Source organism: Leptospira broomii serovar Hurstbridge str. 5399, from assembly GCF_000243715.2.
Classification (GTDB): Bacteria; Spirochaetota; Leptospiria; order Leptospirales; family Leptospiraceae; genus Leptospira_B; species Leptospira_B broomii.
In genome coordinates, this window is record NZ_AHMO02000008.1 from 1,735,759 (window position 1) to 1,756,085 (window position 20,327).

Annotated in this window: 6 protein-coding genes; 3 read left to right on the forward strand and 3 right to left on the reverse strand. The window is 44.3% G+C overall.

All coding sequences use genetic code 11. From position 1 onward, the window contains the following. From LEP1GSC050_RS13725 to LEP1GSC050_RS13735, 3 genes are read left to right on the forward strand one after another with little or no spacing between them, the layout of a single operon-like run. Positions 1-342, forward strand: a complete 342-nt coding sequence (locus LEP1GSC050_RS13725) for an STAS domain-containing protein (protein ID WP_010571778.1) — start codon at positions 1-3, stop codon at positions 340-342. Between the two features lie 9 nt (positions 343-351). Next, the gene (locus tag LEP1GSC050_RS13730; RefSeq protein ID WP_010571779.1) at positions 352-783 is read left to right on the forward strand and encodes an ATP-binding protein; all 432 of its coding nucleotides are present in this window, start codon (positions 352-354) and stop codon (positions 781-783) included. Beyond that, complete coding sequence (locus LEP1GSC050_RS13735) at positions 776-3,760, forward strand: PP2C family protein-serine/threonine phosphatase (protein ID WP_010571780.1); 2,985 nt, start codon at positions 776-778, stop codon at positions 3,758-3,760. The genes LEP1GSC050_RS13730 and LEP1GSC050_RS13735 overlap by 8 nt, the downstream gene beginning before the upstream one ends. 29 nt (positions 3,761-3,789) lie before the next feature. Here the strand turns inward: LEP1GSC050_RS13735 and LEP1GSC050_RS13740 are convergent, their stop codons facing one another. Genes LEP1GSC050_RS13740 through LEP1GSC050_RS13750 form a run of 3 tightly spaced genes read right to left on the reverse strand, consistent with a single transcriptional unit; the run spans position 3,790 to position 20,240 of the window. Then, on the reverse strand, positions 3,790-9,714 hold the full coding sequence (locus LEP1GSC050_RS13740) for a carboxyl transferase domain-containing protein (protein ID WP_010571781.1): 5,925 nt from the start codon (positions 9,712-9,714) through the stop codon (positions 3,790-3,792). Positions 9,715-9,723: 9 nt separating this feature from the next. Continuing rightward, positions 9,724-10,173 (reverse strand): holo-ACP synthase, encoded by a 450-nt coding sequence (locus LEP1GSC050_RS13745; RefSeq protein ID WP_010571782.1) that lies wholly within the window; start codon positions 10,171-10,173, stop codon positions 9,724-9,726. Continuing rightward, on the reverse strand, positions 10,170-20,240 hold the full coding sequence (locus tag LEP1GSC050_RS13750) for a type I polyketide synthase (protein ID WP_010571783.1): 10,071 nt from the start codon (positions 20,238-20,240) through the stop codon (positions 10,170-10,172). Before LEP1GSC050_RS13750 ends, LEP1GSC050_RS13745 begins: the two co-directional genes overlap by 4 nt. Between the last annotated feature and the right edge of the window lie 87 nt (positions 20,241-20,327).

Here is a 20,327-nt window from a genome sequence, read left to right on the forward strand (position 1 = left end):
ATGGCAAATTTAACTTTTAACGAAAAACTAGAGGGAAATCGACTCATTCTTAAAGTAGCGGGCGAAATCGACGCTAAGACTGCGCCCGACCTCAAGTTGAAATTGGAATCTGCAGTCGGTAACGGAGTTAAAACTATCGTTTGCGACTGTACCGCACTGACTTATATCGCTTCCGCCGGGATCGGCGTGTTGAATTCGATTCAGAAATTTTTAAAAGAAAAATCAGGTGAAATCGTGTTTTGTAGCCTTAAGAAAGAAGTTAAGGATACGATGGAGCTGATGTATTTTACCAAGAAAGTTAGAATATTCCCGAATTTAGAAGAAGCTCTCTCGATCGTATAACAATCGAGAATGAATCCCGGCAAGGAAAAGGTTTATCTATTCTGCAACGACTTTGACGAGTTAGCCAAAGTCAGGAATGAAGTACGTTCTTTCTTGGGGGAAGATTGTCCCGATCTGATAAAGGGACGAATCGTCTTTTGTTTGGACGAAGCAGTTACTAACGTCATCGAGCACGGATTTCCTGAAGACAAAAAATCTACGATCGAACTGAGAATGAGGAAGAACAAGGGAAGCTGGCGGTTTTCGGTCACTGATGAAGGCATTTTCTTTGATCCGACAAAAGTGAAAAGCGAATCTTGGAAAGAACTCTACGAAAGCGGAGCGGACGGAGGGTTCGGCCTACGTTCGATCAAAAAAATTATGGCCGTTAGATATCAACGCCTAAAGAATCCGTCCCGAAACAGGCTTACCCTAATTCATACGAGAGAAAGAAATGATTAAGAATAAGATTTTAAGAAAGATACTTCCGGGAATTAGGGCAAAGCTTTCTTTTTTCACCGCTATTTTAGTTATTAGCATACTTGCATTCACTTCCGCAATTCATTATTCTCAGCAAAAAAAAGCGCTTGAAGAGAAGCTTAGCTCGGAACTGAAAGCTCCATTAGAATATGTGAATACTGTCGTTTTAGACCTTGAGAATCTAAGTCGAAGTATGATTCTAATCGAAGAATTCAAAATTCGCGTTAAAGAAAAGAAAAAAGAACTCAGTAAATTCAAAAGAACCGTCGTTCAAAAAGAGGCGGGTTTTTTAGGTGCGCTCAAGTCGTTCGGTCAATCCATCGGATTGAACGTTAAACGAGGAAATGTATATCGATCGGTCGACACTTACTTTACGAGATATTTATCCGAGAATGAAATTAAGGAATTTGAGGCTAATGTTCGCAATGAGCTACGGAAAGAAAACGGAGCACCGATCGATGCACCCGTTTACGATAAAATACGCTCTATTGCCGAGAAGACGGCCCAATCAAGACTCTTTGCGGAAAGCGCTAGGTCGCGAATCGAAGAAATCGAAGATGAGATCAAGAACATAGAGATTGAATTATTAAAACCGGATTTAGATCCTAAGAAAAAGAAAACATTTTCGTCGGATAAGGAAAAACTGGAGAAAGAACGTAAGACTGCGGAACGATCCATCCCCGATGCGGAGAAAAGAGCGGCCGCAGGAGAAACTAGTTTAGCGAAAGCATTACAGAACTTTTTTCGAGGATCTTATAAAGACGGAATTTCTTCCCTCGGTTTGCTGCCCGATAAAATTCGTATCCTCGCTTATGACAGAGTCGGTAAGCAAACTTTGGATACCGGGTTACTATTTTTGCAATCCTCGGGTACGGCCAAAAAACTTTTAAGTTTACCTGAATTCGAAGAAAGTCGCTCCTCGCTATTCGGCGAAACCGACGTTTTGGAAACGATTCGAAATAAATCGGAGCCCGAAGCTTACGAAGTTGGCGGACGCCAATACGAGGTGGTCTTCCGTCCAGTATTCAGAAATCCTAATACGGCAGAGCGTTCTCGAACTCTTGCGGAAGAAGTTGCAAATCACGCAAGTCAGTGGCGCGAGTATTTGGAAGAAGATCGTAAACTTTCTTCGGAATTCGCGGAGCTCGCGCAAAAATTAAAATCTCGTATTACTGAATTACGCAAGGACGGGAAGGCGAAACCGGCAGCCGATTCGGAATTTCGAACTCTTACGGCCAATTATAGAAAACTTTTGAAAAAGAGAGAAACCAAGCTGGAGGAACTCCAACCGTACGTAACGACATTTCAGAAAGCGCAGAAACGATCAAGAGAAGAGAAAAAATCCTTTGAGGAGAAGGCCGTTGCAACTTCAAAAGAAATCCTAGAATGGGAGAAGAAGTTAAAACTTCCTCTAAAGCAGGGTGATACAAGAGAATCACCGGAGGAAATTCAGGAGAATATACGACAATTGGAAGCTCAGGCCGAAGAGGTTAGAGATTCCCTAATTCGTCTGGAATCAAGTAAGGACGATTGGAGCCTTGCTGACGATCATCGTTCGGAAGACGCTTTTTATGGATTGCGGGAAGCGGCTCTAGATGATTTTACGTTCCTTCCTTTTAAAGCGGGTTCCGCGGCGATTCGGAGATATTATAAGGATCCGGACGAACGCAAGAACGTGCGTGCGAAATGGAAACTATTGCGGGAATGGATTTTGGCAGGAAGCTCGGAGACGACATTGCCGAATGCATCCAGAAACAAAGCCTCCTTAGCTGATTCCGGAATTTTAATAAGAAGTCGAAGCGAAGCGGAAGAGGTCATGTGGGCCTTGGATTCCTCTCCATTAGTAGCTTCTAAGGAGAGTGCAGGCAAAGGTCTCGTTTACGATTTATTAAGAAAGAATTTATTAGGATATAATCTAATTTTAATAGATAGAACCGAGGGTGCCAGGCAGATTCGGGATAATCGGGACGAACTTATCCGGTATACTGCCATTATCGGAGCAATTGCGATTTTATTGGCGTATGGACTTGCCTGGTTCGTAGTCAGACGTATTCGGATCATCAGTCGAAAGGCGGAGGAAATCGGCGAGGGAAATTTAAAAGTCGAATTTCCGCCGGCCGGATACGATGAGATCGGAATATTAAGCGAATCGCTTAACGATATGGTTCATGGTCTGGAAGAACGAGAGGAAATGAGAGGCGAACTTCTGGCAGGGGAGGAAATCCAGAAACGTCTTTTACCGGAGAAATTACCGACTAGTTTAAACGACTATGTAGAGTTCGGCGCCTTCTATAAGGCAATGGCCGGAGTCGGTGGGGACTATTACGATTTTATCGAACTTGGTCAGAGCAAAATAGCGTTTTGTATCGGCGACGTTTCGAATCATGGAGTCGGTCCGGCAATCGTTATGGCTCTTTTTCGGGCGCAAATTCGTTCTATTCTTCGACGCGGTGAGCGCGATTTAAAGAAGATACTTCTTGAAATGAACTCGCAGTTGTATGACGACACGCCGGATCATATTTTCGTTACCTTCTTTTTAGGTTTTTTCGATTCGACGACTTCTAAGGTGGAATATATATCCGCAGGTCATGTTAAGCCGTTATTTTACGACGCATCCGAAAAAAAACTCCACGAACTTCCGGCGGGCGGGTTACCGATTGGCATGGATGAAAATTCATTTTTTGAAACTACTATCGAGAGGAGAGTTTTAACGTTGGATTCCGGAGATATCTTCTTCGAATATACCGACGGCTTGGATGAAGCGAGGAATCCGGAAGGTTCTATGTACGGACGGGAACGTTTAGCAAAATTGTTATTCGCAAACGGAGAAAAAAGGCCGGAAGAATTGATCAAAGTTATCGTCGGAGATTTGGAAGCCCATACGAAACAAGAATTAGGAAAACCGGGAATTTCGCAACTTTCCGACGACATTGCGATGATTGCCGTCCGAAAGCGTTAGATTGTTTTATTACAAAAATATGTTTCTTTCTATGGGAGTATCAAATCCTTCCAATCGTCCGTATTATCGCGGGAACCATAAACGCTTCCAGAAGCGTAGTGTTCTTCGATTTTCTTTTTCCATTCGCGGGTCTTCAGTTCAGCTTCCTCTAATCCTCGAAGGAAAACGTTCCTAAGATCCTCGATAGAAGCGAACGTATCGTCCAAGACCCCCGATTTTTTTGCGTCTTCGGCCGCTCTAGATTTTATTCTAAAGGATTCCAAGAATTCGCGACGGACTAATTCTATCTCGTCGGTTTTTCCTTCTTTTTTCAGAGCCTCGACTTTTGCACCTTGGAATAAATCGAACGCCGAAGAGGCTCCCATGACCGCTAAAACCGCATCGGAAAAAGCATAATAGGCGATTCCCGGCCTAAGAAATCCACTGAACGCGTGGATCTGTCTTCCTCCGTAGTTTTGTCTGAGAACTACAGATACAACGGGAACCTGCGAAAGCACGTTTACGTCCAAAGATTCTCCGCCGATTTGTTGTATTCTTAATCGTTCTTGCTTTGTTCCGGGAACAAAGCCCGGTGCATCCGAAATCATCAACAACGGAATCTTATGCTTATTTACGAATTCTGCGAATACTCGGAATTTTTCCGTTCCAGGAGCATCCGGTGCACCTCCGTCTTTTGGTTGGTCGGCGATGATTGCAACGGTCTTGCCGGCAAGCCTGCCCAGCCCGGTTATTAAACTCGCACCTGGATCTGCTTCATAAAATTCAAGAAAAGAACCCTCGTCCAAAACTTGGGAGACGACTCTCTCCTTCATATCGTACGATGCAGAGGTATCCGCAGGCAATTCAACTTTTCTAATGTCCCGAGTTTCCGAATTAACCTCTCTGGATCGTAATAATGAAAAGAATTTTCTAATTTTATCATACGCTTCGGTTTCCGAAGTCGCAATGAAAGTCGCCCATCGTTTCGCATCTGATAGCTCTTTCTTCATTGCTCTATCCCGTGAGACGGAAGAATCATCCAGTAATAGCCACGCATCTCCTGCCGACGTCAATTCCGGTATTCGAATTCCTTCCGGATGCTTTAACAAGTGGAGACAAGCCCCTTTAAAGTCCTGAAGGGATTTTTGAAAATCTCGTCTCGGTCGTAACGAATCCGAATCGTCCCAATGAGAGCTTCGAAACCACCGACTACCATAAATTAGTAAAAGATCTGCCCCGGTTTTTTGCGCGATTCGAACCGATTCTTTGGCTTTGATTATGCAAGAGAGAGAATGAAATCCGTAACTAGTCCGCGGACCGAGAGTAAGAACCGGGCCGTCCCCCAACCGGACAAACCCCGAAACAAGCGATCCGGATCCGGAATAATTTTCTTTAACACTTAAAAGGAAATTAGTTTCGGAATTTCTGATTAGTTCGTTTTCATCTAAGACGACCCATTCTTCTTTCGAAAGCGGCGCCCCGATTGATATTTGCGAAGAAGACTTATTTTTACCGATTAATACTTCCTGAATTCGATGCAAATACCAAAGAAGCTGAAGCTTATCGCTCGCCACAAAATCGACTGTACCGGTAGCTTGGCCCATAATTCTGGCACCACCGATTTCGTAGTTGGTGAACTTTTCACCTGTGACGGATTCGATAACTGCCGATCCGGTTAATACGCGGTAGGATTCTTCTTCGTTTAATAGAAGTTGTAAAGAAGCTTGAGACGATCCATAGACGTCCAATCCGGTCGAGGAACCGACTCCTATCGCGATTAAAAAGCAACATTTAGGTTTTTCACTCGCTATGTAAGGTCGAAAATCCGAAGCGTACGCTTGTTCCATCTTGTCGCATATTTCTCGTAGAATGGGATCTTTATGAGATTCGATCGCTCCTCGAAACTCGGCGGCAGTTACCCTCGCGGTAAGAAGCGAATTCATAAAGAATCCTTCCGCCGCCCGATTTAAGGAAACCATCCCCTCGCGAATATTTGCGCCGGCTCCATCGTTCCAAATATATAATGGAATATCCCTTCGATACGCATAGTAAGTCGAAGCGATATATTTTCTTCCTTCGATATCACCGGTAGCTCCGCCCGCCACCCTGGAATCTTTAAAGAAAAATACCGCGTCTTTGCCGCCCATTTTTCCAACGAAGATTTTTGCGCCTGGAGTATACGCTTCGGATTGACCAGTCTTCGGATTCACCCTGGTAATGCCGTCGGCGATCGGGACCAATATTTCGCGTATCGTACTCGGATCGAAGGTTTCGTTCACCCAGTGTTCCAGAGGCCATTTTCCTTTACGAAATAGCGCCGAGTCTTTCGCGTCAGCCGGCAGAGTGTAAGGGAATCTAGGATCGTTCGGATGAACGATATCCATTCTCAGTTTGCCTTCTTTAAAAAAGAGCGAGAACGTCCTAATTTTATGGGCGGAAGAATCGAATATTTCCAGAGTAAATTGGCTATACAATCCGTGTAAAAAGAATCGGACCACCGAATTCGCGGAATCTATTATATTTTCGTAATTCAGTACCTGATCTTCATCCGACGATAGGTCGAACGGGACAGGGATGTCTGTAGTAATGATTTCCAATCTGAAAAGATCTACTCTATTTAAGGATTGCGCTCCTTCCAGGATGCATGCCGCGTTTTTGGCTGCGGTCTCTAAGGCGGATCGAAAGAGGTCTAACTTCGGATCGGGAGTAATTGCGGAAAAAAGAATATATTCCTTTTCTCTTCCATAATCGATTAAGTAAAGGTACTGACCTTTCTCAGGGGAAAAAAGGCGAGTCAGATTTCCTTTGGATTTCCAAAAGTCTATTTTCTTTGCGAATCTTTCCGCTAAAGGCGGGGAAAGATCCGTCGGTAATAAGGGAAGCGGGGTTTTGAAAGATTGTTTAAAATGTAATTCCAGTTTTTCTCCGCTTTCTTCGGAGACTAAAGACCAAGGGTTCTTTAAAAATCTAATATAGTCGAAAACATGCCTTCTGGAAATCGTAGTATTTCCGCCTCGAAATTTTTGCGGACGATTCCCTCGTAACGCAAGAATTCGTCTCGCCGTCTTTTCAAGAGTAGGTTCTTTTTCTCTTTCTTCTAGATAAATGACGGCATGAAGAGCCAATTCCACGGACCTTGTGGAAGGAGCGAATACGGAAAATTTCTCCAGAATTTTAACGAAGATTTCTTTCCCCTCGCGTAAATTCGCATAAGCCCTGACCAGATATAGAAAAGCCTCTTTCTGTTCCTTTGTCCGTCGTACCGGACTCCAATTCTGGACTCCATAGGAATGGAAAGCTCCCGATAATAGTTTTCTAGTGGATTTGGAAGGGTTGTATCCTTCGGTCTCCCATTGCGAAAGAAGTCTGTGTATTTCGCCGAAATGGGAAAATTTCGTACCTGGATCGGATGAGAATAACCGGCGAACGAGAACATGGAATTTTAGAATATCAAGATAAAAGGTTTCCCATCGCTTGACTTCGATTTCCGGTTCGTTTTGAATTTTAAATGTAGAAAGAATATATCCAATTTTTGGAATAAACTCTTCGTCTCTAAAAGTTCCCGAAACCCAAGATATTAATAATTTTCTAAGCTCGGCTCCTTTATACGAAATCTGGCGAATGGGCAAACGTCCGTTGGAAGGCTCCGAATTTGCGGGGATTTTTTCCCAGTTCTCCCAAAGAGAATCCAGGGAGTTTTCGATTTCATTTTCTTCGGAGACCGAACTCTCGGTTTCCTTTCGCGTTTCAATTTTCGCTAATATTTCTCCTTCGCCGAATCCCTTTCCCAAAATCATCCCCGAGGCCGTGGCTCCGCGAATTAGTCTGGAAAGATCTCCGTGTTCGGCAAGATACGTTAACTCTCCTCCTATCGGAGCTTTAAGAATCGTTTCCATTTTCATCGCGGAGATGACGATAAGGGAATCCCCTTCCTGAACTGAATCACCTTCTTTCCAAGTCTTACCTGACAACGGGTTGTCGGCGATTTTAACGAACGTTCCTTGAAATGGGGAGCGCAGATTTCCCGGATTATCTTTCGGATTTTTACTACTCTTAACGCGGACGGTGAAGCGCAAAAAGCGTAGCTTACCTTCTCTATCAGAAAAACGAACCGAATGGAAGGAGGATCTACGATCTACGCGAACAGGGATAATTCGACCGCGAAATTCCACAGTGAATTCTTCTCCGGAATTTCCGCCGGCAGTCAATCCGATCCGTCCAAAATACCTTCCGTTCAGTAATACTTCGAAAGTATTGAAGCCGACTTTAAAGAGCCTGAATTGAAGATTTCTATCGCCCGATCGCAAATCGAATTTGTGAGAAAAATATTCGGATTCCTCCGAATTGAGTAATCTAGGAAGATCGCCGTCTTTGAATGCGTCCGTTAAGGCTTTTTCGGAAGTCAGATTGCTTTCAGCGATGCAGCAAAACAACGCGCCTTCTTCTCGATCGGTGAAGTCCTGCTCGGTAAGCTCGGGGTTTTCATTTAGAATTCGATTATCGTAATTTCCGTTACGAAAAGAATCGTGACGCACCAATTTTAATAACTGCTCGTGATTGGTAGTTAACCCTTTTACATAAAGCTCGCTAAGAGCTCTTTCCATTCGCAGCAACGCCTCTTCTCGGCTCGTTCCAAAAGCGATAAGTTTGCCGATCATCGGATCGTAATCGCCTAAAATTTTATCCCCTTTTCTAAATCCGAAATCGCATCTAACTCCGTTAAACGTTGGTAATTCCAGTTCGGTAATTCGACCGGGGGCAGGTGAATAATTTTGAAAGGGATCTTCCGCATAAATTCTGCATTGTATGGAATGATTTCTGGCAGAGAATCTTCTTCTCACTACCGATTCGAACGGAATTTCCGATTCTCTTCCATCAAAGAAAAGAATTTGCCATTTTGCAAGATCGATCCCTAAGGATTGATCGGTAACGGGATATTCTACCTGAAGTCTGGTATTCATTTCTAGAAAACCGAAATTCCCGGTCTTTCCGTCCAACAGAAATTCGACGGTCCCTGCGCCACACCCTTCCGAATAGCCGGAAATATGGGCGATTCGCTCAGCAGAGGATAATAACTGAAGTAAGGTCCGATCGTCTAGAAAAGTTTCTCCGCTTTCTTCGACGACTTTTTGGTTTCTACGCTGAACGGCACATTTGCGAACTCCGACCGCGGTAGAGTTAAAGATCTGAACTTCGAAATGCGATGGATGCTCCACGAACTTCTCTAAAAAATAAGTTCCATTTCCGTAGGCTTGACGACCGATACGCTCTGCGCTTTCAACCGCTCCTTTCAATTCTTCGGAATTATAAGCGACGACCATTCCCTTCCCGCCGCCACCGGCATCGAGTTTGACCATAACCGGATAACCGATTCGTTCAGCTTCTTTAATTGCCTCAAGTTCTCCTTGAGTTATCGGTCCACTTCCGTCAAATAACGGGATCCCATTTTCCCGGGCGAGAGTTCTCGCATCAAGTTTATTTCCGACCCTACGCATCACGAACGCTTTAGGTCCCATAAAAATTATATTTTTTTTATATATATTGGAGGCGGCTTCTAAGGTTTCAACAAAACGAAAATCTTCCGAAAGAAATCCGTACCCCGGATAAATGGCATCCGCATCGGATAGCAGGATTGCAGCTACTACGGTCTGAATATTCGAATATCTATCCGGATCTCCGATATATAGAATTTCGTCGGCAGGTTCGTACCAGGATTGTCCTTTATCCGGATCGGTTACTATTGCGACCGATCGGATTCCCTCTTCTCTTAACGCTAGGAAAAATCTTTTTGCGATTTCACCCCTGTTGGCGACCAACACTTTTCGTAATTTTCCCTGTCTTGCGGGAAGTGGTTCCGAAATTTCCGAACGGTTCGGGTTAAGGGATTTCAGCTCCCGCATAAGGGCTTCTATTTGAGGCAGGCTAACCGTTCCTTCTAATATGGAATCCGGTTCGGGTTTTCGCGTTGGTATCATTTCAATTTCCTAAAGTGCTAGGAGAACTTCCGAAAATGCGTAGTCTCCTGCGTGAGTTATGCTGATTCGAATACAGGAAGATTTTATTTTTTCCATATAATCAGAAAGAATCCCGTAAAATCGAAAATAAGGGCGACCGTAGTTATCATTGCGCACTTCGATCTCGATATAATTGGGTCGAAACGCAGCATCTAAATGGAGACGAGGCCCGTCTAACGCTTTGATCAACGCTTCTTTTGCGGCGTATCTTCCCGCGTAATACGTCGCCCTCTGTAGAGCCGGTTTCGTATCTGCTTTTGCTCTTTCCCAATCGGTAAAAGTTTCTTTAAAGAAAACCGTCCCCGGCTCCGCTAACGCTTCCCTAAATTCCGGAATAAAAACCAGATCCACTCCTACGGAAATGTCGGGCGAGATAGGTTGACATACCTCGGAAATCTCTCTGTCCAATTCCGAAGTCATTTTGGCGGTACCGACGATTTTGCTCCTCTGAAAGAAGAGTCCAATAAAAGCGAGACTTCCTCTTCTTCGAAATAGGATTTCGTTTTCCTCTCGTACATCGGCTTTCCGATTCCCATTCGAATTTCGTGATATCGATTTCTTCCCGTAATTTCCCTTTCGTTTCGAATAGAAAGATAATTCTGTCTTTGTTCGGGACTCAGAGACGCTAGGAAGAAATCTGAATGCACTAAGAGGCACAATGCTCCCACATGTCCGAAACCTAAAGTAGTTAGCATCCCTGCCTTGAGTTTATGCTTTCCATAGCGAATCGATTGGTCCGTAAAGGTCAAGAAAGAGAATGCGTTCATGTCAGGATCAACCTCTTCCAAGTTTCGATTACCCGTCACAATACCTTCTTCCAATGTTTGAAGAACTCCGACCGTTTGCCATGCGGCGGCCCCTCCTTTAGAGTGTCCGGTTAACGATTTTTGTGAAACGATCGGAAGTAAATTTCCCGGAGTCCTACCTAATTTGCTAAGAAGAGAATACAAAAGTTTGTTCTCATTCTTGTCGTTTGCTTTGGTCGAAGTATCATGTTTGTATGCAACTCCGATATCGTCTGCAGTGAGGCCGAAGACTGCTAATGCAGATCGAATAGGAGAGATATCATGTCCGCCCGGTTGAAATTTGCCTGAAAGCAAAGTTTGAACTTCGTCGAAAAGTTCCTTACCGCCTTCGCCAAAGGAAGAGATCATTCTTTCCTTTTCCTGATTCCAGCTTGCTATCGCTTTTTTTCTTTGCTCGACGTTCCAGACTTGGGAAGTTCCTTTCGATTCTGCGCCTAACGAAAGTAAACCGAGTCCAGGGGCTGGGATAGAGGCTTGAATTCCGTCCGTTTTAGAACCGGCATACGCAAGTATTCCATAAACTGGGAGACCGGCTTGCAATGCTAAATCTCCGCGCGCTAATAGGACGACTCCGCCTCCGTGCGCTTCCACGAATCCGTTTCGACGAATATCATTCGGTCTGCATATTCCGGAGGCCGCTATTCCTGAAGCTTCCATCTCGACGCTATCAGCGGTAGCCTGCATGTCTCCGAATCCGATCAAACCTTCTTCGGAGAAGTCGTCAAAAGCACCCGCCAACATGAATCGCGCTTTTCCGTCGCGAATGATGTTCATTGCCATTTCCAAGGAAACTCCGGCAGTGGCACATGCCGCAACCGGAGTTTGAACCGGTCCATAGGCGCCTACGTATGAAGTTAAGGCCCATGCGGCCGTGACGTTTATTAAGGATTCTTGAAGTGCATCGTGCTGCCTTTCTTGTCCCAAAAGAAAATCTTGAAACATACGCTTCATTTTGCTCATACCGCCCATTCCGGATCCGACGGTCGAACCGACTAAGCCGGGATGAAGGTACGAATAAAGCTCCAGAGGTTCCATACCCGAGCGTAAGAAGGCCTCGCAAGTACAGTATAGATTGTATAAAGTGATCTCATCGACTTGCTTCGTTAAATCTTTCGGTAAACCGTATCTTGTCGGATCCCATCCTTTTGGAATCTGTCCGGCAACCTTACGGTTCACACCCAAAGCTTTCTTCACTTTGATTAGGCTTCCTTTTTTCCTCTTAATGAACCATTTGTCTTTTTCGGAATCAAAATATACTTCGGTGGACTCGGGTTCAGCTCGGTGAAAATCTTCCGCTTCCGAACTGTTGGAAACGGGAAGGAAAAAATCCTCCTCCAAAACGACGTCTACGAAGGAAATAAGGGAATTCGGATCGAATCCGCGAGAAGAAGCATCGATGAATCGAATACCAGTATTTTCTAATATTGTTTTTTCGTATCTACTCTTTGCTTCCCATTCTTGGATTGCTTCTCCGGTTTCGGCGTCCGTCCAGGATCTTCCTTTATCGGAAGCTTGGTATTTTACCATTCCCATCGTCCACGCGAGTTCTAATGCTCCTTCCAGAGATAGTATCCCGCTTTTTTCCAACTCCCAACGACTAACCGAATTTCCTCCGGGGCCTATTTCCGCGAATCCGACTACGCATATTAGATTTGCCGGGTTCAAATGTGTGAGATCCCCATAGGACTTTAATTCGCGATCCGTCGGTATGGATGGAAAAGAAAAGACTTCCTTTGGTAACGGATGAATTCGCTTTGTTTCGGTTTTTTTCGGAAGTATTTCCGAAAAAAGCTGGCTGGATTCTCGTTTATTCTTGGCTTCTAATATGATATTGGATCTTATTTTCGACAGTGTCGCTCCTAGATTCGGCTGAGATTCTAAGCCTCCCGTAAAATAAGCTTTAAGAATATCTATTTTACGATTATTGAACGTATAATATGCCAATCCGGAAATTAGGGTTCCCATTTCCCGTTTGGAGAAAGTAAAAACGTTCGTTTCTCTTTCCAGGGCTTCGGCGACCAAATCATTGGCTTCCATTAAACCTGTTCCCCGAACCCAACCTATCACGCAGCCGATGATTCTAGTATTCTTACCCCAATCTTCTGATTCCGAAAATTTCTTTCTAAAGAGGGCTTCCAAGCCTAATTTTGTTTCGGCGTATAATCCGTCTTTTCCGAAGATTCCATGATTCGGTGACAAAGGCAGAATTACGTTTAAAGGAGAAGCGTCGGAACCTAACGAACGACGAGAACGTCCTAATACCCCGATCAATTTTTCGACTCCTAACAGCATGACTTGCAAGGAAACTAGGGAAGAAGAATCCAATTGCGAAGCCGCATTTTCCTCGCCGATAGCGCCGAAGGGTAGAAGTAAATCCGGTTCCCAATTTTTTGCCGTAAGCCATTCCGATAAGGAGCGAATGTCATCCAACGAACCTTGCGAAAACGGTACGATTTGCAAAGAAGCTCCGGGCGAACCGTACTCTTGAAAGATCCGCTTATAAAGACGAACTTTTTGCGATGAGTAGGAGGTAGTCGTTAGAACTACGTCCGCTCCACCCGCCAACAACCCCTGAACGGTTTCGAGGGCGATTGAATTAGGACCGGCTCCCGTTACTAAGACTTTCCTTCCGGTAAAGCTAATTCCTTCCGAAACGACGGAACTTAAAACCTCTTCGAAAGAATTCATGAAAGAGGAATTTGAATCGAAGTTATTTCCGAAATCGGGACTTGTTTTTAAAGAAATTTTAGATTTTAAGAATTCTTTAATGTTTACCTGTTGTTCTTCCTCCGAGTAATTCCATCCGCCGTCGTCGGCGATTTCCAGACGAGGGCGAAGAATCGTAGATTCTACTTTAAAGATCGGTAAAGAAGGCGATGTTTTGTCTTTTTCCCGCAAGGATCGTTCGAGAGAATTTCTTAACTCCTCCGTTTGAATTTTTGAAAATTCTTCCGACTTATTCCAATATTCGTATACTTCGGAAAGCAAAGGCGATCGATGATTGGAAAGATAGGTCTGCTCTTTTAACGTTATATGAGTTCGTCTTCCATCGGCGATTTCGGTTAATAGTTGAAGAAGTTTTTTCTTAGCCCATTGACTTGAATTTCTGAAAGCGACGATCTTTTTTTCATCGAAAATCGGCGGGATCTCGCTTTGCGCGGAATTCCGTTCTCTCGCAATCTTAAGAAGATCTAAATCGCGTATTAAATATTGTGCGAACGGATCTTCGCCTAGAAGCCTGCTTCTAAGATCTCGGATGTTCTTGCCGAATACGCCTTCGGCGCCGAAATATTTACGTTCCAATTCTTCCAAGGCTGCGGCGTCAATTTTAGCGCCGCCCTGACCACCTTTTGCGGAAGAAGCCTTATGAATTCTAATTCCCTTGCTTTGTGCGAAAATGTCCACAGCTTTGTCCAACCATCGAGCGGCTTCTTTTGCACTGCCGATTCGGGAAGGGATTGCTATCGAGCTTAAAGGACCTTTGCGAATAGACTCTCCGTCTCTAACGAATAAAGGTAAAAAAACACTGATTGCGAATATTCCGGATTCTGAAAGTCCTCTTTCTTTCTTCAAATGACGGAAAACTTCAGTCCTTCCGAAGTCGGGTGGGAAGTGCTTTTTGAGGGTCTCCTCGAACGCGGTTCGTAAATAAGGACCAGGCTGAGTATATTGGGACTGTTCGCTTAACAGCCGATTCAGTTCCCGAATCGGCTTTTCATGTCCTCCGTCCAGGCTAGGTGTACGAAATTCCGCGCCTAAATCAGCCATGACTTGATTTCTCTTCGACGAGTTACCACCGAATAATGTATCGACGGTTTCTTCTTCCGAAATCTCGTCGGGTCGAACTCCGGCCTTTAGGGAGAGTAGCGATAATAAAGCATCTTTTCTATCCAAACTCACCGATGCTTCGTCACCGCTTCCTAAATCCGTTTCATGTGAAGAACGATCAGGCTCGGACTCGACGATGTTCTTCGTTATATGTCGCGGATTCTCCGATACCGAGGTTTCCGCCGCAATGTTGGATTGAGCAGGTTGTTGAATAGGACTCCAGATGGCCTCTGAGACATCCTCCGATTCATAGAAGACCGAATTTCTATTTTCTTCAACATGAAGGATTTCGTAAGAAGAATGATCCGGCACTTCTCGGATCGTCTGACGTGCCATCCCCGCTAGATCGCCTCGAGCTCCCAAGTCTATCAATCTTCGCACTTTTAATTCTTCGAATAAAACGTCCTGCGTTTTGATCCATTGAACAGGCATCGCAAACTGATAAGCAAGTAATTCGATCAAAAGCAGTCGACGAAGTTCCGAATCGGATACGGCTTTACGTGAATCCGTTAAGATTTTGGAAAGTATCGGACTTCCGGACGTTTCCGAAACGAGTCTGAGGAACTCCTCTTGAATGGAAAACGGTTTCGCGACTAAGTTCGGTATGTATGTTCCATCCAATTCGGAGAAATCCGAGCTAGCAGGAACGTTCGATTCCAACGTGTGCCTGAATTCGGCGACGCCGGAAACTAAAACTCTAGAATGAAACGGCACGTCGATTCCTTCCAATCGAATCGTCGTTTTTTTGCCCCTTACGATTTCCTTAAATTTGGCTTCCATTTCGGATAAAGCCTTTAGATCCCCGGTAACTGAATATTGTTTATCTCGAATATTCAAGTTTACTACTTCAAGATGGAGTCCCGTACTTACGCGAATCTGTTCCACAACTTCAAGGATTCTTTCTTCGGTTAACCCCACATGTCGATTTCCGAGAACCACGCTCATTCCGTAAGGGCTTCTACCTTCAGAATCGCGAGGAACCAGCTCTTGCATGGTAAGTCCTCGACCATAAACAATTCGTATAACGTTCTCTAATCCGAGAAATCCTCTCGCTGATAGGGAGGAGAATTCTCCCAAGGAATGTCCGGCAAACGGAGCGTCCGGTACTAGATATCCCCTACCTTTAAGGATCTCCCAATCGGCCATGGATTTGGTTACTAACGCTACTTGGGTAAATTGGGTAAGATGCAAAACACCCTTGGGATGCGTCCAGGTTTTGTTTCCGACTCGCAACGAAATCGGGTTATCTCTTACGATTTCCAACAGCGAAAACCCTAATTCTTCGGTTACTGTTTTCTCCGCTCGCTCCCAGACTTTTCGCGCCTCGGAAAATTCTTCCATAAGTTTGAGACCCATACCCTGGGATTGAGAACCTTGGCCCGTAAAAACGTAACCGGTCTTTGGCGGAGCGATAACCGCTTTTGCCGAAAGTTTACTTTCTCCATTTCGATTCTCGACTTTTATTTCAAGAATCATATTTCCCTTAAGTTGGGAGATATGAAATGCTTCGATGCGCAATTCTTCTTGAAGATAAACGGGGGCTTCGAAGGATTCTTCTAGAGAAAGTAATCTAGAAGAATCTCCTCCGCATACGTCCCGAGTTAATAGTTTCAATACTTGCGAGGACGTCCATAACCCGTGGACGATTCGTTGATCCCAACCTCCGATTCGAGCAAAGTCGTCATCGGTATGAATCGGATTCGTGTCTCCGGATGCAGCCGAATAGTCGCCCATATCCGACGGCGCAGTGACTATGTCTGAAAGGATTCGATACGATTTCGGTAGAGGTATTTCCGACTCGGCTTCCGCGAAGGATAAAAAGAATCGATCCAAAGACGAGCTCTGATTGGAAGTAAGCCGTTCGTCCAATTTGAAGGTCCCCCACGGTTCAAAGCCCGTCGAAGATCGCTTCTCGATCTTTCCTTCGACAATGTAAGTCGTTGTGCGAAAATCCGTTTCCTTTCTAAGTTTTTCTTTGCTGGAAAATCTTAGAATAGATCCGACTTCAAGTTCTTTAGAAGATTTTAATTTAGTAATCCAAGGCAAAGATGAAACGACATGTGCTTGTGCAACCGATTTGATTTCGACGGTTTTCCGTATTGGTACGGAGTCGAAATAGGGAATGGACCCGAACAATCCCCGAATTAGGAATCCGGTTTCGAAAGAGCAGATAAATTGGTCTTCCCGATAAACGGTTCCAGTAATGAGCAACTCCGTTCCAACAGGAGACTTACTTGCTCTTGCTAAACGAACTGAAGATCGGATTCGGTCGCCCGGTTTTAATTCGCCTGCAATTTTATTCCATTTGAAGGATTGGGAAAGATGCAAAAGTCTGAAAAGATTAACATCCTTAAATATAAATAAAGGAGCCATCAGGATCTTCCAAGCGAATGTGACGCCCATTCCTAACGACGGCACGGGCTCCGCGCGTAAATCGATTCTTCGCAGTTCACCGGTCGCTTTTCTAAAATTCAGAATGCTCTCGCGATCAAGTACTGTTTCGGAATTTAATTCGGGAAAGTCGGACGTAGTTTTAAGAATAGAATGATCGATTTTCCATGATTTGGAATAGAAATCCGATATCGATTTACTTCGGAATTCGACGTCCTCGTTGATAAAGGATTCCCGGTCGGTCGAGAGATAGAAACGTCTTTTAAATGGAATTGATAAGTTATCGCCCGGGCGTGAGAAGAATATTTCTAGTTGGGCTGAAATCGGATCTATCAACCGTAACTCTATTTTAAGATTTTCTCCCTCATAAACCCTAAGTAAAATCAATTCTTTAGAGGGACTGATTTCCCAAGAATATGTCCTTGCCGCTTTCGCTTCGAAAAAGAGAGGCAGATCAGTCATTTCTCTTCCGATTCTAGGCGAACTTAACACTCCGGAAAGAAATCCTTTGCCAAGTTTAGAAAGCCATCGGATCCAATCCTGAGGGTTAATATCGAATTCTTGAGGAATTTTAAAACTTCCGCCGAGACCGGAATCCGAATCTCGAAATTCCAAATTTCCCGGAGTAAAATCATTATTGTTGAATAAGTCGGACCAATCGATTCTTCTAACTTTACTTTCAGGTTGAATGCCATTTATAAAGTCGGTAAATATCGAAGCTACAGGTTGATCCAATATTCGGATTCCTGAAACGGCTTTCGGTCCCGGAATCCACGCGCATGCGTCAGGATCCATTCCCATACAATGGGAATACCAGAGAGAGTCGGAGCGAATCCACTTTACGAGATCCTCATCCAAAACAGGAACGAAATTAACCGGTTTGCCGGGACGTTTACAAACATCTAAAAAGAAAATTCGATCTTCTGGCAGGAGAAGCTTTTTACTGCCGTCAGGATATATAACTTTCCATTTATTTAATATATCTTTCGGCTTTTTCAATTCTTCCGGATCAATTAATACTGAATAATGAACTTTTTCGTCGAAGGTTAGAATTCTCTCTTCGAAGCGGTAGAGTAATTCCTCCAGTCTTGATCTAAAGCTGCGATCTATAAAAGGGTGATCCGGCCATTCTCCTTCCGGTGAAACGAGTCTTTCCCCGGGACAAGTAAGTTCGATATACCTGGTTAATACTTCGGTATAGGTCATTTTCTCTAGATCACCGAAATACGGTTTTGCGGTAGAGTTAATAAGCGAGATAAGTTCTTCTTTGCGGTTAAGAACGTTTTGTCGGGCTTCTTCCGGCTCCTTGCCCTTCGTCAATTCTTCTGCCAATGCGGAAACCTTTGTCCAGGTATTATGCGCGTAATAGATATCGGCGCCCAATCCGGATCTACCCGATAGCACACCTCCTGCGATTTTTCCGTCTTTTGTAGTTTGCCATTCGATAGAGCCCGATAGGTCCACTAATGATTGTTTGATTTTATCCGAAGTCGCGCATTCCTTTGCGGACATTAACCTTGTACCAAGAAATACCGCATCGACAGGCATGACTCGTTGCTTTGCCCAAGTTCCGAACAACCAACGTCTCGCGTCTTCCGGTTCGGCTATTCCGCCTCCAACGGCAAGAATCAGATTTTGAGTGTTCCGTATTTCCGCATACATGGAAGCCACTAGTTCTTCCAAATCTTCCCAGCTATGGTGACCGCCGGCAGCGCCGCCTTCTATCTGCATCAAAATCGTAGACTCGGGAATTTTTTTTGCGATGGAAATAACCTGCTGTATTTGGGTTTTAGTTCCCGGCTTGAAGGAATTCAGCCAAATTCCATGAGATTCAAAATCTTTAATGATTCGAACCGCTTCATCCGTATCGGGAATACCGGCTGAGATTGTGACTCCTTCTATCGGAGCTCCTTCCGATTTTAATTTCTTTACCAAGGGAACTTGTAGGTTCCAGAGATAAGCGTCCAGATAGAGAAGATTGATAACGATTTTCTTTCCCGCCGGTAATTCGCGTCGAAACCTCTCCATTCGGTTCCGAAAAATTTCTTCGGTGACTTGACCACCTCCGGCCCACTCAACTAGATATCCTTCTTTCGTAGCGGCGATGACAATGTCCGGCTCGACCGTCGAAGGAGTCATACCTCCGCCGAATATTGGGGGATGTTCCGCCCATACGGAATAGGCATTGCGTAGAAATTCTTTTCCTTCGGGCAACCTTACTATTTCCGGGGCAAATTCCTCCCAAGATTTAGGAAAACTTAATGAACTCGATTTTTGAAAGGAACGAAACGATTCGTCTCTCTCTAAATTCTCTATCAAGAAGGATTTACCCCGCAAATTCGAGGCACAAATCTTATCGATTCCCGTTCCTGGACCGAAGGAAAGTAAAAGAACCTTCTCTGCGCCGGACTGAAACTCTTTCGTACAAGCTTTCCAATCCAAAGGGTCGGCAACTACCATTCTCGCGAGAGATAACGCTATGCCGGTTTCTTCCTTTAGATTTTTTCCGTCTCGAGTATCGTATAACGGGATCTCCAAATCTTCCGGTTTCGGATCGAATCCGATCCGTTTTAAATCTTCTTCCAGGAGAACCGGAACTCTTCGCAATAACTGGCAGTGAAAGGGCGCCGAAATATTGAGGAACATCCAAGAATCTAAATCGGGAAAACTAGAGCGCGATAGGATCTCCCGAAATTCCAATAACGATTCCGCTGATCCGCATAAAACGACGGAGCGCTCCGAATTTTGAAGACCGAGATAGACCGTATCCTCGGCAGTTCTTTCAGAATTAAATTTTTCTAAAATAGAAATAAGATGATTCACTTCGGCCTGAAGGGCTGCCATCGGAGACGGATGTTCGCCGGATTTTATGAATCTTTTGTAAGAAGCGTCGATCTCCAGTATCGGAAATTCTTCTTGCGAGCGTATCGCTAAGTGTAATATAGCTCGGAGTACGAGAGAAAGGTTTTTAAGGAATGATTCCCTATTTTTGGAAACGGAAAGCAGAAGCCCTGCATAAACTCCCTGAGAATGACCGCAAATTCCGGAAACATTCGATCTTAGTAATTCCCAGTGCCCCTCTTCTTTTAGAAATCGGAATAAACCTGCAGCTTGAGTGATGAATATTAACGGTACGCTATAAGAGCAGAGAGATAATTGGGATGAAGTCGGCGTAAGTTCCGGCTGCTTTAACCATTCGGATAGATGGAATCCCTGTGGAAGACAGGCATTGGCTCTATCCTTGGTTAAGGTAGCGAACTCTTCTTCTAGCGTGGTAAAAACGACTTCGAAAAAATCCTTATGGAAGTTTCCTTCCTCATAGAACGACCGAAGTTCAGGTAATGCATCCGAACCTTGTCCGCCGAAGATCGAAAATACTTTAGATTTATTTAAAGATAGAAATTTGAAGATCGATAGCGGTTCTTCGATAAAAGCATGCGTACTAGTATAATTCGCTTTCATTTTAACATCCAAGGATGCTGAAATCGTTTAAAATTCAACCATCCAAGTTTAGTGGTCTTTCGCTATAGCGAATTTCAAGAAAAAAAT